At 56.8% G+C, this 15,913-nt stretch carries 12 protein-coding genes; 4 read left to right on the top strand and 8 right to left on the bottom strand.

Annotation, left to right across the window (positions count from 1 at the left end; all coding sequences use genetic code 11):
• The first annotated feature begins 119 nt into the window (after positions 1 to 119).
• Positions 120 to 1,034 carry a LysR family transcriptional regulator gene (locus ACMGGP_RS08680; RefSeq protein WP_256849245.1) on the top strand — a complete coding sequence of 305 codons (915 nt, stop codon included), beginning with the start codon at positions 120 to 122 and terminating at the stop codon, positions 1,032 to 1,034.
• 442 nt (positions 1,035 to 1,476) lie between these two features.
• Here ACMGGP_RS08680 and ACMGGP_RS08685 read toward each other — a convergent pair whose 3' ends face one another.
• On the bottom strand, positions 1,477 to 3,072 hold the full coding sequence (locus ACMGGP_RS08685) for an ABC transporter substrate-binding protein (protein ID WP_498798365.1): 1,596 nt from the start codon (positions 3,070 to 3,072) through the stop codon (positions 1,477 to 1,479).
• A 127-nt stretch (positions 3,073 to 3,199) separates the two neighbouring features.
• Between ACMGGP_RS08685 and pepT the strand changes: the two genes are divergently transcribed.
• A complete protein-coding gene (gene pepT / locus ACMGGP_RS08690) occupies positions 3,200 to 4,426 on the top strand; it encodes a peptidase T (protein ID WP_498798366.1) in 1,227 nt (408 codons plus the stop codon).
• Positions 4,427 to 4,462: 36 nt separating this feature from the next.
• Here the strand turns inward: pepT and ACMGGP_RS08695 are convergent, their stop codons facing one another.
• Both ACMGGP_RS08695 and ACMGGP_RS08700 read right to left on the bottom strand, forming a co-directional pair.
• Positions 4,463 to 5,239 (bottom strand): transporter substrate-binding domain-containing protein, encoded by a 777-nt coding sequence (locus ACMGGP_RS08695; protein ID WP_010670199.1) that lies wholly within the window; start codon positions 5,237 to 5,239, stop codon positions 4,463 to 4,465.
• A gap of 65 nt (positions 5,240 to 5,304) precedes the next feature.
• Positions 5,305 to 6,471, bottom strand: a complete 1,167-nt coding sequence (locus tag ACMGGP_RS08700) for a methionine aminotransferase (protein ID WP_022625615.1) — start codon at positions 6,469 to 6,471, stop codon at positions 5,305 to 5,307.
• A 125-nt stretch (positions 6,472 to 6,596) separates the two neighbouring features.
• Here ACMGGP_RS08700 and ACMGGP_RS08705 point away from each other — a divergent pair, with 125 nt between their 5' ends.
• Positions 6,597 to 7,478, top strand: coding sequence for a LysR substrate-binding domain-containing protein (locus ACMGGP_RS08705; RefSeq protein ID WP_022625614.1), 882 nt, complete (start codon positions 6,597 to 6,599; stop codon positions 7,476 to 7,478).
• Here ACMGGP_RS08705 and ACMGGP_RS08710 read toward each other — a convergent pair.
• The 4 genes from ACMGGP_RS08710 to ACMGGP_RS08725 form a co-directional block, all read right to left on the bottom strand.
• Positions 7,436 to 9,100 carry a methyl-accepting chemotaxis protein gene (locus ACMGGP_RS08710; protein WP_022625613.1) on the bottom strand — a complete coding sequence of 555 codons (1,665 nt, stop codon included), beginning with the start codon at positions 9,098 to 9,100 and terminating at the stop codon, positions 7,436 to 7,438. The genes ACMGGP_RS08705 and ACMGGP_RS08710 overlap by 43 nt on opposite strands.
• A gap of 217 nt (positions 9,101 to 9,317) precedes the next feature.
• Positions 9,318 to 10,838 (bottom strand): carboxylesterase/lipase family protein, encoded by a 1,521-nt coding sequence (locus ACMGGP_RS08715; protein WP_029519079.1) that lies wholly within the window; start codon positions 10,836 to 10,838, stop codon positions 9,318 to 9,320.
• A gap of 431 nt (positions 10,839 to 11,269) precedes the next feature.
• Positions 11,270 to 12,613, bottom strand: a complete 1,344-nt coding sequence (gene hglS, locus ACMGGP_RS08720; RefSeq protein WP_033787788.1) for a 2-oxoadipate dioxygenase/decarboxylase HglS — start codon at positions 12,611 to 12,613, stop codon at positions 11,270 to 11,272.
• 67 nt (positions 12,614 to 12,680) lie between these two features.
• Positions 12,681 to 14,015, bottom strand: coding sequence for an MFS transporter (locus ACMGGP_RS08725; RefSeq protein ID WP_033787786.1), 1,335 nt, complete (start codon positions 14,013 to 14,015; stop codon positions 12,681 to 12,683).
• A gap of 322 nt (positions 14,016 to 14,337) precedes the next feature.
• Here ACMGGP_RS08725 and ACMGGP_RS08730 point away from each other — a divergent pair, with 322 nt between their 5' ends.
• Entirely contained in the window at positions 14,338 to 15,258 is a 921-nt protein-coding gene (locus ACMGGP_RS08730) for a LysR substrate-binding domain-containing protein (protein ID WP_010670205.1), read from the top strand.
• Here the strand turns inward: ACMGGP_RS08730 and smrA are convergent.
• Positions 15,255 to 15,821, bottom strand: coding sequence for a DNA endonuclease SmrA (smrA, locus tag ACMGGP_RS08735; RefSeq protein ID WP_498798367.1), 567 nt, complete (start codon positions 15,819 to 15,821; stop codon positions 15,255 to 15,257). The genes ACMGGP_RS08730 and smrA overlap by 4 nt on opposite strands.
• Positions 15,822 to 15,913 lie beyond the last annotated feature (92 nt).

Genomic DNA, 15,913 nt, shown 5'->3' on the forward strand with positions numbered 1-15,913 from the left:
TATCGTGCTTTATCTTTGACAAACTTCTCTCTTTGCCACAATTATTAATTTATCGAGTGAGCCTTGCTTTTAAAGCAAGCCACGCCTGCCCTTTTATGATGCGTTTCGTCGGAGTCACCATGTTAAGCAGTGAGATCCGCTATTTCCTGGCGGTCGTACAGTGCGGATCGCTCAGCGCCGCCAGCGAGCAGCTCTTTGTGGCGGTGTCGGCGATTAGTCGCCAGATCCAGCGCCTGGAAACGCAGGTGGGTGTGCCGCTGTTTGAGCGGCATGCACGCGGCATGGTATTGAACGAAGCGGGTGAAATATTCGCGCATCATGTGCGCAAGAGTCAGCTCGATATGGAATATGCGCTGGCGGAGATTAAGGGGCTGAAAGCAATACGGCGCAGCCTGATCCGCATCGCCTGTACCGACGGAATGGCGTTCAGTCTGCTCCCGGGTCTGCTGGCGGAGTTCCGTCAGGCCAACCCCGGCGTGCTGTTTGCGCTTAACGTGACGCACTCTCAGGGCGTGGCGGCATGCGTCAGAGCTGGTGAATGCGATGTTGCGCTGCAGTTCAGTCTGCAACCGGAGCGCAGCGTTGAGGTGCTCGGCTCGTGGCCGGCGCCGGTGTTACTGGCGATGCATCAGTCACATCCGCTGGCGTCGCGTCAGGTGACGCTGGCCGATCTGCATGGCTGGCCGCTGGCGTTGCCAGGTCAGCATACTACCGTGCGGCAGTTGTTTGACCTCTCCTGTCAGATGAACGACTGCGTGGTCGAGCCGGTGCTGACCTGCGACTATTTCGCTACGCTCTACCACTTTTTGCTGCATACCCCGCAGGCAGTAACCATTTGCAGTGCGTTTACCCTGTTGTTTGAGCGCGACTCGCAAAATCTGGTGTTGCGTTCGATGGGGGTGGATCAGCTGAGTCAGCGAACGTTGCAGCTTCAGACGGTGTCCGGCCGCCAGCGGAATGCGGCGCTGACGCTGTTTCTGCAGTTTTTGCAGCAGCGGCTGACGGAAATGGATCAGCAGGTGAGGATGGGATGAGGGGTACAGGGTTGTGGGTTAACCAGCTCGGTACCAGATTGCCATGTGATTCAGGTTGCTAAGGGAATATGGGTTAACGTCCTGGCTGCTTCCGTGAGAGGGTGCTGGCTAAGGAACACGGGTTACGTCTGCACCGATTCGCTGTGAGAGGGTGCCGGCGAAGGAAACACGACCCGATCGGAAAGTCGCAACAGCCGACCTCCATGGCATGCCCGGCCCACGCGATTACGCACCTCATCCCTGAGGTGCGCCTGTAGCCGGGCCAACGCTTTGCGTTGTTCAAAAACGCTCCCGGCGTTTTTATCCGGGCGGCGGGACGCTTTCCTCCTCTGCTCGTGTTCCCTTCGCGTTGAGCTTTATCATTGCGGTCATATAAACCCTGACTTTAGTGCATAAGCTTAGCCCCACTCGGAAGTGGGGCTCTGGTTTTAGCGGCAATCACTTACTGCTTAATATCAACCTGATAGAAGATGTGTTTGCCGAACGGATCGACCTGATAGCCGCTGACTGATTTGCGCACCGGCTCAAAGATGGTGGAGTGCGCAATCATCACCGCAGGCATCTGGTCATGCATCATCTGCTGTGCCTGCAGATAAAGCGCGGTGCGTTTGCCCTGATCCGGCTCGGCGCGAGCTTCGGTGATTAACTTCTCAAATGGCTGATAGCACCATTTTGAGGAGTTGGAACCGCCCTGTGCCGAGGTACAGCTGTAAAGCGGGCCAAAGAAGTTGTCCGGATCGCCGGTGGCGGTGGTCCAGCCCATCAGCGCCGCCTGATGCTCGCCGCTGCGCACGCGTTTCAGGTATTCGCCCCACTCATAGCTGACGATATTGGCTTTGATGCCCACTTTAGCCCAGTCCGACTGAATCATCTCCGCCATGCGGCGCGCATTCGGGTTGTAAGGCCGCTGAACCGGCATCGCCCAGAGCGCAATTTCGGTACCCGGTTTCACACCCGCCTGTTGCAGCAGGGCTTTGGCCTTCTCTGGGTCGTAGTCGTAATCTTTCAGATCTTTGTCGGCGCTCCAGACGCCCGGTGGCAGGATATTTTTCGCAACCGTGCCGGTGCCTTTAAAAATCGCCTCGATTATTGCCGGTTTGTTGATCGCCATCGCCAGCGCCTGACGCACTTTAACGTTATCGGTTGGCGCTTTAGTGGTGTTAAACGCCAGGAAGCCGGTATTCAGACCCGCCTTCTGTTCCAGGGTGATATCCGGGTTAGCGCGCATCTTTTCAAGATCGGCGGGATTAGGGAAAGGCATCACCTGACACTCGTTCTTCTCCAGCTTGGCGTAGCGCACGGAGGCATCCGGCGTGATGCTGAACACCAGCCGATCGAGTTTCGCCTTGCCCTGCCAGTAGTCCGGGAACGCTTTGTAGAGAATGCGGGAATCTTTCTGATACTGCACCAGCTCAAACGGCCCGGTGCCGATCGGGTTCATATCGACCTTCTCCGGCGTCCCCGCTTTCAGCATCGCGTCTGCATATTCCGCCGAGTGGATCGAGGCGAAGTACCAGGCGAGATCGGCAAGGAACGGCGCTTCCGGATGGGACAGCGTAAAACGTACGGTGTGGTCATCGACCCGATCGATACTTTTAATCAGCGTGGAGAGCTCCAAACTTTCGAAGTTGGAATAGGTGCCGCCAGAGACATTGTGGTAGGGATTTTTCGGGTCCATCTGACGCATAAACGAGAAGATCACATCGTCGGCGTTGAAGTCGCGGCTGGGTTTGAAGGCTTTATTGCTCTGAAACTTCACGTTCTTGCGCAGATAGAAGGTGTAAACCGTGCCATCCGGGCTGATTTCCCAGCGTTCCGCCAGGCTGGGCACCAGATTGGTCGTGCCGGGCGTAAAGTCCACCAGCCGGTTAAAGACCGGCACCGCACTGGCGTCAACGCTGGTCCCGGAGGTATAGAGCTGCGGGTTAAAGTTCTCTGGCGATCCCTCAGAACAGAAGACCAGCGTTTTGGCGTTAACGCTGCCAGCCAGCGCTATCCCATCCGTAACAAGCGCTAAGGTGGGTATCTTGATTTTCATTATTATCCTCGCTTTGTATTGACTTCCGGTGATCACAATATCTAAATGAATCATTCAGATGCTTCATTGATAGCACGATTCGGCACCATAACGAACCCCGCCGGTGGCTGACTAATAAGGAATAGTGATGACAGACAAACTTGAGTCGCAACTCACCGAACGCTTTTTCCGTTACCTCGCCGTCAGCAGTCAGAGCGATGCGAAATCGACATCGTTGCCCAGCACACCGAGCCAGCACGCCATGGCGGAACTGCTGGCGGATGAACTGCGCACCTTAGGGCTGGATGAGGTGGTGATTGATGAGCATGCCACGGTGACGGCAGTGAAACGTGGCAACCGTCCTGACGCACCGCGCATCGGATTTATTACGCACATTGATACGGTGGATGTGGGTTTGTCGCCCGATATTCATCCGCAGATCCTTACCTGGCAGGGTGACGATCTCTGTCTGAATCAAGAGCAGGATATCTGGCTGCGCCGCGATGAGCATCCGGAGATCGCGCCCTACGTGGGTCAGCAGGTGATCTTCAGCGACGGCACCAGCGTGCTGGGCGCAGACAACAAAGCGGCGGTGACCGTGGTAATGACCCTGATGGCGAACCTGAAAGGCGATCATGGTGACATCGTGGTGGCCTTTGTACCGGACGAAGAGATTGGTCTGCGCGGCGCTAAAGCACTCGATCTGGAAACCCGCTTTAATGTCGATTTCGCCTGGACTATCGACTGCTGCGAACTGGGCGAAGTGGTGTACGAAAACTTCAACGGTGCCGCAGCAGAAATTGTGTTTACCGGCGTGCCGGCCCATCCGATGTCGGGCAAAGGCGTGCTGGTCAATCCGCTGCTGATGGCGCATGACTATATCAGCCTGTTTGATCGGCAGCAGACACCGGAGCACACCGAAGGTCGTGAAGGCTACATCTGGTTCAATGAGATTCAGGCCAACGCCAGCAAGGCGACGCTGAAAGCTTCAATCCGTGATTTTGATCTGGCCAGCTTCGCGGCGCGCAAGCAGCAGTTGCAGCAGGCGGCTGAGGATCTTGCGGTGCGTTATCCCACCGGCGACGTGAGCATCACCATCAGCGATATCTACAGCAACATCAGCAATGCACTGGGTGAGGATCGGCGGGCGATTGACCTGATCTTCAGTGCCTTTGCCGCGCTGGAGATTGAGCCGAAGGTGATTCCGATGCGTGGCGGCACGGACGGGGCTGCGCTGTCAGCCAAAGGTCTGCTGACGCCGAACTTCTTTACCGGCGCGCACAACTTCCATTCACGCTTCGAATTTCTGCCGGTAACGTCGTTTGTGAAGTCCTATCAGGTGGCGGAAAAACTCTGTTATCTGGCGGCGGAATAAGCGGAGGAATCGGGCGCAGAACGCGCCCGATTGCGATTATGGCTTCGCGCTGACATCAATGCCTGGGAAATATTTTTCAGCCAGCTTTTTGATGGTGCCATCGCCCTGCACTTTAGCAATCGCCGCATCCAGTGACTGCTTCAGCTGCGCGTCATCTTTGCGCAGGCCGTAGCCGATGCCTGAACCAAGAATCGCGTCATCTTCGACTGGCTTGCCAACAAACCCAAAGCCTTTACCCTGCGGTTTATCGAGGAAGCCAGACTGACCGGCAGCGGACATCACCAGTGTGCCATCCAGACGGCCCGCGACCATGTCGTTGTAAACCTGGTTTTGATCCTGATACGAGGTCACGGTCACACCCTGCGGCTCCCAGTGCTTCTTCGCATAGGTTTCCTGGATGGATCCCTGTAATACACCAATGTTCTTGCCCTTCAGACCTTCGGCAGTCGGTGCCAGATTTTCACCGGTCTTCGCCACTAACATGGTCGGAATACGGTAGATCGGCTGCGTAAACGCAATGCTTCTGGCGCGCGCTTCGGTGATGTTCATCGCCGAGTTAATGGCGTCGAACTTTTTCGCCTGCAGTGCCGGGATCAGCGCATCAAAGCTGCTCTCAACCCAGTGGCAGCTGAAGTTGCCCGCCTTACAGATGGCATTGCCCAGCTCGATATCAAAGCCTTCCAGTTCCCCTTTAGCATTGCGGCTTTCAAAAGGCGGATATTGTGACTCCACGCCGTAGCGTAAATCCTGTGCCAGTGCCTGTACCGATGTCATCATGCCCAGAGCGAGAAAAAGCGCGTTCAGTTTCTTCATTATGTTATTTACCCCGAAAAGTCCTGGTTACCTGTTCCCCGAGCTGCCTCACGCGGTGGCGTGAATCAGTGAGAAAAAGCACATAGCGCAGCCGCGCCAGCCTCAAGTGTCGCCTCGTCTTTAGCAAAAGAGAGCCGAATCAGTTTGTTATCTGTGCCATCCATATAAAACGCCGACAGCGGTATGGTCGCCACACCGTGATCGACGATAAGACGTTTTACCATTTCACTGTCCGGTTCGTCACTGAAATGTCCATAGCTGGCGAGCATAAAGAACGAACCCGCACTCGGCAGCAGCCGGAACGGGGAGTTCTGCATCAGGGCAATCAGCCGATCCCGCTTCTGCTGATAAAAGGCGCTAAGCGACAGATAGTTCTCTGGCGTCTGCAGATAGTGTGCGAAACCGACCTGCATCGGCGTATCGGCGGCGTACATCATAAACTGATGCACTTTCACCAGCTCAGTCATCAGCTCTGCCGGTGCCAGACAGTAGCCTACCCGCCAGCCGGTGACGTGGAAGGTTTTGCCAAACGAAGAGACAATGACGCTGCGGGCTGCCAGTTCCGGATGCGTCGCCATCCCACAATGCGGGCGGCCATCAAACAGAATATGTTCGTAAACCTCATCGGAGAGCACCACGATATCGGTGTTGCGGATTAAGGCTGCCAGATGATTCAGGTCGTCGGGGGTCAGCACCTGCGCGCTGGGGTTGTGCGGCGTATTAATAATGATCATCCGGGTGCGTGGCGTGATTGCTGCCCGCAACTGATCCCAGTCGATAGCAAATGACGGCACCTGCAACTTCAGGCCAATCGGTTTACCGCCCTGCAACCGCACCACCGGCGCGTAGCTGTCAAACGCCGGTTCAAAGAAGATCACCTCATCGCCCTGATGAACCAGCGCGGTAATCGCCATATAAAGCCCCTGGCTGGCGCTGCCGGTGATCAGCACTTCACTGGCGGCATCATATTGTTGTCCATAGAGCGCCTGCACTTTGCTGGCAAGCGCGTCGCGTAAGGCGGGCAAGCCCATCATGGCGGCATACTGATTATGTCCTTCTTGCATCGCGCGGCTGACTGAGTCGACCAGCGCCGGATCACAGGGGAAACTGGGCGCGCCCTGCGACAGGTTAATCGCCTGATGCTGCGCCGAAAGCTGGCCAATCACGCTGAAAATAGTGGTGCCGACGTCCGGCAATTTTGAGTGGATAGCGACAGGCGTTTTCAGGGACATACTCTCTCCGTCAGGGACATAACCGCTCAGATGCGGTAAATAGCTATTCAACGGGCTGCGACTTGAGTCGGCAAGCGAAATGTCGTCATAATAGCCATGAAAAAAATGCATAGCTGAGGTTCACCGTGTCACGCTTATCGCTGCCGCTTAATGCCATTCACGCCTTTCTGGTGACCGCCCGACATCTCAATCTGACTCACGCTGCCCGCGAACTTTGCCTGACGCAGGGCGCCGTCAGTCGTAAGATTGCCGCCCTGGAGCAGTGGCTGGGCGTGACGCTGTTTGACCGCCACGCGCGCGGTCTGCGCCTGACCCCTCAGGGCGCGGCGCTGCTGCCCGACTTACAGCAGGGTTTTGAGCTGATGGTTCAGGCCAGCGAGAAGGTCCGCCGCAGTCAGGTCAGCATTCGCCTGAAAGCGCCGACCTGTGCGATGCGCTGGCTGGTGCCCCGGCTGATGGCGCTGGAGCAGCATCGGCCCGAACTGCATGTGGCCCTGACCACTACGCTGGATCATGCCGCGCAGCTTGAGAACTTCGATGTGGCGATTGTCTATGGTAAGCCGCACCCTGACGGAATTTGCCTGTTCAGTGAGTCGCTGACGCCGGTGATGGCAGCCGATCAACCCCGCCCGGACTCCCCGGCGGCACTGGCCACAATGACCTTTTTGCATCCCACGGCGGATACGCGTGACTGGCAGTGCTGGCTGCAGGCGCAGCAGGTGACGCTGAACATGAAGCGGAACCAGCATTTTGCCACCATGGACTTAGCGATCAGTGCAGCGATTCAGGGGTTTGGTGTGGCGATGGCCGACAGCAATCTGGTGGAGAGTGATATAGCCAGCGGCAGGCTGATTAAGCCGTTCGCTGGCGAGGTTAAAACCGGTGCCGTTTACAGTTTACTGCAACGGCCCGCGCAGGATGCGCCACCGTTCCTGGCGGAACTGGTGGCGTGGCTGTGCAGGGATCAGAAGGTGACCCAGTCGCCATTATCCGCCGGTTTAGCCTGAGGCGCACTCAGCACGGTTGCTTTCGGCGCGGCAGGTTTATTCGTGATGACCGGTGCGGTCTGGCGGTTGCTGGAGAGACGGAATTTCGACACAGAAGCCTGTAGCGCTTCCGTCTGCAATGCCAGTGCGCTCGCCGCGGCCGAGACTTCTTCAACCAGTGAGGCGTTCTGCTGGGTCACGCTATCCATTTCGGTAACCGCGGCACCGACCTGAGAGATGCCTTTGCTCTGCTCTTCCGAGGCGGAAGCGATCTGTTTCATGATCGCATCAACATCCTGCACCGATTTCAGAATATTGTTCATGGTGCCGCCGGTGGTGCTGACCAGCTCGGCGCCTTTACCTACACGCTGAACCGAATCTTCAATCAGCGTCGCAATCTCTTTCGCGGCATTGGCGCTGCGCTGTGCAAGGTTACGCACTTCAGAGGCAACGACCGCAAAACCCCGACCCTGTTCACCAGCACGTGCCGCTTCGACGGCGGCGTTCAGCGCCAGAATATTGGTCTGGAAAGCGATACCGTTGATCACGTTAGTGATTTCAGCGATTTTCTTCGAGCTGCCTGAGATGCCATCCATAGTGCTGACGACTTCACTGACCAGCTGACCGCCACGTTGTGCCGTGGTGGTGGCGGTTTCTGCCAGCAGGCTGGCCTGGCGGGCATTATCGGCGTTGAATTTTACCGTAGCCGTCAACTGCTCCATGCTGGCCGCAGTCTGTTCCAGCGCAGCGGCCTGCTCTTCGGTACGTGAAGAGAGGTCGTTGTTACCGGCAGAAATCTCTGCGGCACCGCGCGAGATATTCTCGGTGCCGCTGCGAATGGCGCTGACCGCTTCACGCAGGCTGTCCTGCATGGCGCTCAGCAGCGGCACCAGTTTACCGACGCAGTTGCGACCGAAATCGGATACCGGCTGACTCAGATCGCCCGTGGCAATGACCGCGAAGTGCGTACGAATGCTTTCCAGCGGACGGACCAGCATCGCCACCAGATAACGGTCGGTGAACAGCAGAATAAACAGTCCGATAATTACCGTGATGGTAATAATCGTTTTGGTCATCGCGGTAAGGTGATCCACTTCAACCCGGGTTGCATCCAGCTTTTCAGCTGCGCTCTGGCTGAATTTCTCTGCGCTGATGCCAAAGGCACGGCTGAGTGGCGGCGTGACGTTATTTGCCTGCTGGCGATAAACATCAGGTGTTGCCTGGCGGGCCAGCTGCAACTGTGGAGTCACGCCCTCATCCAGCAACTTTTGCCAGGTCTGAATTACGCCATCCACCACTTCCGGGTTCATCGGACCGGGTGCCAGCTGTTTAAAGCGAGCCAGTTGCTGGGTCATACCATCCAGCGCCTGCTGTACCGGAGCATAAGCCTCGTCGGTCAGCGCTTTACCCGCCGCTTTGCCTTCCATCACGCGGGATAAGCGCGTAATAACACGAAAATATTGATCGTTGCCTTTGCTCAGCACCGTCATTTGCTCAACCAGATGACGGTCCACATCATTCCCTTCGCTGAGCGCGCCCAGAGAGTGAATGCTATACAGCCCGACGCCGCTCCACAGTAAACAAAACAGTCCCAGAATCGTGAGCATCACTGCGCGAATGGTAAAATTTTTGAGCATTCCCATACCAAAATCCTATACACGTTGACCCGCAAGCGTCGGGCATAGGTTGTTTATCGGCATGCGATTGTGAAGATGTAACTGTTTTGTTACCTAATATTTTACAGCGTCCATATTACAGATTTGTGTTTATGATTTTTTAATTCAATAGCTTAGCCTTTAAAAAGCAGAGTAATTCCATTCGCGCAATTTGATGGTTAGCAGGCTAACCATGACCCATCGCTTAAAGCCTGACCATACGAGTCATTAATAGCCGGAAAAGCCGCATACGAGCGCGCATAAAGTTTCGCTTCAAAACCAGCCCGCTCTTCCGATCATCACCGAGTGACATTGTCACGTCAGAGCCTGGGTGCCAGGCTGGCCACACGACTTCCCCCTCCAGCTGATGCTTGTATTCCGTAGCATCACGGGCAAAGGTAAACCAGTACTCGCTGACCCGTGCCGCAAATGCCCGATCGGCCTCACTGAAGGGTCGTTCTTCGTTGGGATCCGGCATCTGACTCAGCGTGTTCAGCACATAAGGCACTTCGTTGCCGTGCCAGGTGCCGTGCGGATAGAGGTCACGGGCATGTTCAGAGACATAATCAAACCAGTAGCGCCAGCCTGGCATTCCGGCATTGTGCTGCGCCCGCATCACCAGCCACGGCACCAGGCTGAATGCCATATCGCGCGCCACGGCACGTCCCAGCCGCTGATCGTCATGAATGTCATACATCCATTTAAGCGTCCGGTAAGTGAGACGATTTTTATCGCGTAACTGATGCAACACCGCGGTGGCATCCACGCCAAAATATTCCAGCACGCTGGCTTCATCGCTGTTGCTGCCCGCCATCAGCGGCAGACGGTGCTGTTTTGCAGCCATAAAGGTTTTCAGCATCGGCTCAGGCAGAACAGCATCACCCGCAATCGGCACCGGCGGAATCGCCAGCGGCCCTTCCAGCGACCAGAAGGCATCGGCAGGCAGTGCGCGCAGGTCATCAGCGCTGGCATCGGGCGGCAGACCGAAATGGCGGGCCACCGCCATTCCCTGCTGACGCGCTTTTTTCAGCGGCGTATCAGGCAGGCTGTAGGCGCTCTGCACAATCCCTTTATGAAACAGCCCTTCGGCCAGTGGCGAACAGCAGAGTGACAGCACGCTGCGTGCGCCTGAGGATTCACCGAAAAGTGTCACATTGCGGCGGTCGCCGCCAAAGGCAGGAATGTTGCGCTGCACCCACTGCAGTGCGGCAATCTGATCCAGCAGGCCAAAATTGTTCACCGTGCTGGCAACAGGGTATTCCGCATCCAGGGCCGGATGAGAGAAGAAACCGAGATGGCCTAGCCGGTAGTTGAGCGTCACCACCACCGCGCCGCGTGAAGCCATCGGCTTGCCGTTGTAAGGTGCCAGCCCGCCAGCACCAATGGTGTAGCCACCACCATGCAGCCATACCATTACCGGCAGGGGTTTCACGGGCGCGACATCGGGCGTCCAGACATTAAGGTAGAGGCAATCTTCGCTGAACTCACCCGGATCGCCACCGCCCACGGCCTGGCAGTAAGTGCGATTTTGCCAGCCGGAAGCCCCAAACGCGGTGGCGTCGCGCACCTGCTGCCAGGGCGTAACCGGCTGTGGCGGACGCCAGCGCAGTGCGCCAAGCGGTGCCGCCGCATAAGGTATGCCTTTGAATACGAAAAGGTCATCGTCCATGCATCCACGCAACTCCCCCTCAGCAGTCATGATCCTCAGACCTGTTTCGTTTTTCATTCCTGTTTCCCTGTTCAAACGTCCCTCCATTATTTGCAGGCCCGCCAGCATTGTCCAGGTACGGAAGGGATTTGCAGAATATGCCGAAGCGTGAGGGGCAGGCGTGAACATGCTCATCAACAGGTTCAGAGAGTCAGTTACGGTTATGATTCAACGTTGTTAATCTTTTCGCAATTGGTCAATGACGCTGCCAGCGCCGGAGTGGCGCGTCGTTGCTCTGTTATCACGTGCGGTTGTGCGGCTGTTAATCAGTCAGTCTGCTAATAAATTAAGATACTCACGCGGGTAAACCTGCGCTGAGCGGTAAAGCGTTGTTTTTCCCCAGTCCTGTCAGCATATTACCCGCGTTGCCCCACTTCAGGTCCACTGGCCTTAGCAGGGCGGGTGCGGAGAAAGCGTTGCGGGCAACGCGCCTGTTGCCCGCAGAGGCGTCAGTCTGGCCGTAAGCCGCACTGCACCAGCGAGCGTTGCTGCCGCTCTTCGTATAGCGCCATCTCATCCAGCACGACAGCGCCCAGCGCGGCTTCAAATGCCTGGCGGCTCGCCTGTCCCGCCGAACGAACCTGCGCCCGATCGCCGAGGTTGGACTGGAAAATGCCCGCCGCGCTGACGGGCAGAAAATCTTCGTAGATGATGGGGTCTGCCAGCACACGACCTTCTTCGATGAGGGTCTCCAGCGATTCTCCCTGAGCCGGCGGCGTCGCGATGCCCTTTTCACTCAGGCGATAATGGAACCAGGCCAGCTCCTGCTGGCGCAGCGTGGTTTCGTCGTCGGGGAAGTCACGGAAAATCGCCGCCAGATGTTGCTGATGCTGCTGATTATCCTGACCGCTGCCCGCCTCGCTGAGTAGCCGATCGTAGAGCGCACGGCCCTGAGGCGTCAGCGCCACGCCGCGCTGCTCAATTTCACCGAAGCGTGCAGTATGGGTTCCCTGATGCCCATCCTTAAAGATGATCGGCTCTTCCAGCGCTTTAAAGCTGGTCTGACGTAACAGGATCGGTACCTGACGACGCGGCGGTCCCTCGATCAGGGTTTTCGGATCGATACCGCGCGACGGCATCAGTTGCTGTACGCGGTCAATATCGAGCGTGCGCGGCGTGAGATGGTTGATGTGGCAGCCGGGAAAGCAGACCACGTCAGCGATCAGCCGATGCTGCTGGTTCAGCGCCTGATAGGTCTGACTGTCCACGCTGCTATGGGCATGCCAGCGGAAGGTTTCCAGTGCTTCGGTAACAAACTCAGTGGCCTGCTCGTCGGTTAATCCGCCCTGCTGCTGATGCAGTTCCAGAAGCGCCCGGCAACGGGGGGTGAAAATGTCGCGCGCGGCAAGAATCTCCGCCGCTTTTTCACGCAGCGCGTGGTCGTCGATCAGTTCAGGGCGTAACAGCGAGGTAAAGACCCGAAAGGGATTGCGCCGCAGCGCCGCATCGGTGACCGGCCGGAACGCCGTGGAGTGCACCGGCACACCAGCCTGAGAGAGATCGTAATAGCCAACCGGGTGCATTCCCATCACCGCGAACAGCTGCCGCAGTGTGGCTAATTCATCTGCCGTGCCCACACGGATCGCACCGTGACGTTCCAGGTTGAGTCGGTCGATCTCATCGGCTGCGGTGAGACGATCTTTCAGCGCGATATCCGCTTCCAGCGCGCGGTCGTTGACGGTCGCCACCAGCTGCATCAGCGTGCCATATTGCGGCACTTCCTGCTGATACATAGCTGACATCGCCTGAGAGAAACGGGTGCGGATGAGATCCGCACTGAGAAAGTTGTCCATCTTATCCACCTGACACCGTTAGCGTTGCTGCTAATGTAATGCAACAGGCTGGCCTCAGCGGAAAAAATCACGAATCTGTGATCGGCTTAAAGCCGTAGCGGTTTTTTAACAGCAGCATCAGGGTAGTGATCACAGCCGGTATTGCCAGCAGCAGAAAGATAACGCTGAAAGACCATCCAAGAGACAACATCTCTGCGCCAACGAAGGCGCTTAAAATCGCGCCGATGCGGCCCACTCCATGCATCCAGCTGGAACCGGTAGCGCGGGCGTGGGTAGGATAATAGCTGGCGGATAAGGCATTCATACCGGTATTGGCCCCGTTGAAACAGAAGCCACTGCAAAAGGCGATCGCACTCATCATACCCACTTCCGCGGGTGAAAAGCCCAGTGCCACAATAAACAGCCCGCCGCAGCCGTAGATCGCCGCCAGGGCCAGGTTAGCGTTGAAGCGATCCATCATCCAGCCCGCAAACAGGGAGCCCAGCGTCCCGCCCGCCTGATACATCGCGGTGATAATCGCCGCTTCGGTCACTGACATGCCCAGGGTGTTGACCAGCGACGGCAGCCAGCTGCCAATCAGGTAAACCATGAACAGCCCCATAAAGTAGCCGCCCCACAGCATGGTGCTGCCAAACAGATAGCGGCGTGAAAGTACAGTGCCTATCGCGCCGCTCACCGGCATGGTGGCCTCAGGCGCGTGAAACGCACAGTCGGGCGCGGTTTTGCCCGGCATCATCCGGTCGAGGATGGCGTGAATGCGGGCAGCCGGTGCGCCACGGCTGATAAGAAATCGCACCGACTCCGGCAGGCCGCGGATTAGTAATGGCAACACCAGCAGCGGCAGAATACCGCCCAGCAGCAGCACTGAGTGCCAGTCATAGCGCGGTAGCAGCCAGGAGGCAGCAAATCCCCCGCTGGCGGCACCAAAGGTAAAGCCGCAGAACACCACCGTGATGATAAAAGCCCGCCGCCGCTCAGGTGCATATTCCGCCACCAGCGTGCCGACGTTGGGCATCGCCGCACCCAGTCCCAGTCCGGTCAGGAAACGGAACAGCATCATCTGCTCAATGTTTTGTGACAGCGCCGTTGCCAGCGTCCAGAGACCGAAAAAGAAGACGCTGAGGATAATCATCATGCGACGGCCATAGCGGTCAGCCAGCGGCCCTGCCACCATGGCACCCAGCGCCAGCCCGATTAACGCTGCGCTGATGACGACCCCGAGCTGATGATTGCTCACCCCCCACGCGGCTTTCAGTGTCGGCGCAATAAATCCCATGATCGCAATGTCCATGCCATCGAGTGCCACCACGATAAAACAGAGCGCAATGAGCCGCTTTTGCCAGTGGCTCAGCCCCTGCTGGTTGATAAGCTGGCGGACATCTACCGCCTCGACGCTGGTCAATGAACACTCCTCTGGAGTAACGAAATCTGACATCAGTTTAAGTAAAAAAAACGGCGCTAATGATAGCCGATCGTTAACCTTAAGCGGTCAGATTTTTATATGATATTGAGAATTATTCAAATTTAAGCTGTTAAGTTATTGATATACCGTAGTCAGAGGATGGCGTATTTCAGCGGCATACCCGGCTGAGCGCTTTTTTATCAGAGAGTTAAAGGGTAACGCGGTCATTTCGACTCGTTTGTTAAAATAAATTTGCAGCTAAGTTAACAGAATTCATTTTAAACAGTTGCCTGAAGCCGGTCATTCTCATTAAGTTTAGGATATGGAAAAAAATATCCTTTTCAATCAGCGCATTCGCTTGCGCCATCTACATACCTTTGTTGCGGTTGCGCAGCAAGGCACACTGGGCCGGGCGGCAGAGACGCTTAGCCTCAGCCAGCCTGCCCTCTCCAAGACCCTGAATGAGCTGGAGGAGCTGACTGGCGTTCGTCTGTTTGAACGTGGCCGGCTGGGCGCGCAGCTGACCACCATGGGAGAGCAGTTTTTGACCCATGCGGTACGGGTACTCGACGCGCTGAACCATGCCGGACAGAGTTTTAATGAGCAGCCGGGCGATGCGCCGGTGATTATCCGGCTGGGGGCATTGACCACTGCCGCGATGGGGATGCTGCCACGCATCCTGGATCGTTTTCATCAATTGCAGCCCAACACCACCATTCAGGTGGCGACACTTCACAATAATGTGCTGCTGGCGGGCTTGCGCGGCGGTGAGTTCGACATCGGCATTGGCCGGATGGCGGACAGCGCCATGATGACCGGGTTGACCTATGAATTGCTGTTTCTGGAGTCACTCAAGCTGGTAGTCAGGCCGGAACACCCGCTGTTAAGTGACAACGTCACGCTTTCGCGTGCTATGCAGTGGCCGGTGGTGATATCGCCCGAGGGCACGGCTCCGCGCCGGATTGCCCAGCAGATGCTGGATGAACAGGGCTGCACCCTTCCGCCTCACTGCATTGAGACCTCTTCGACTTCACTGGCACGCCAGCTGGCTCTTCGCTACGACTACATCTGGTTCGTCCCTTCCGGGGCGATTAAAGAGGATCTGAGCCACAACGCGGTTTGTGCGCTGCCGATCGCCTCTTCCGGGCCGGGCGAACCGGTGGGCATCATTACCCGCACCGGCGCAGAACTGAGCCTGAGTGCTGAAGTGCTGATGTCCACCATCCGTAAGTTTCACAGTTAGCGGCTGCGTTTCGCATGCCGCTCGCGGTTTTCAAGCCGGGCTTTATCGGTTTTGCGCAATCCGACATAAAGCGCCCCGGCCCCGCCATGCCGGGTCTGGGCCACGCAAAAGGTCTGTACGTCATCAAACTGCTTTAGCCAGCGCGCCAGATAGCTGCGAACAATGTTGGCATGCGATTCATCATCACGACCTTTGCCGTGGATGATCAGCAGATTGCGCAATCCCTGTTTGTGCGCCTGCATCATAAAGTTAAAGAGCGCCTGACGACAGGTTTCAACCGGTTGCCGCAACAGGTTGAGGCTGGCATCCAGCTGATACTCTCCTCTGCGCAGTTTATCCAGAATACCCTGCTGAATGCCGTCGACTTTGTATTCCAGCGGGGTATTGAGTGGAACGATCTCCAGATCGCCCCGGGTCAGGAAATTTTCCTCCTCCGATTCACCTGGCGGTTTTCGTGGCGCCTTCGTTGAGGGTGCTTTAAGCCATAAGGTTGTGGTGGTGTCTTTTAACGGCGTGACATCGCCCATGGCATCCCGAAAGAGATCATTATCATCAAGGTTCATGGTTTTCTCACACCTGGTTAAAATTGATGGAATGTGCAAATCACGCTTTACCCGTTAGCGTAGCAAAAGCTGGAATCACCGGCCCACCCCAC

The organism is Curtobacterium sp. BNK-1, assembly GCF_048685235.1.
GTDB lineage: Bacteria > Pseudomonadota > Gammaproteobacteria > Enterobacterales > Enterobacteriaceae > Pantoea > Pantoea agglomerans.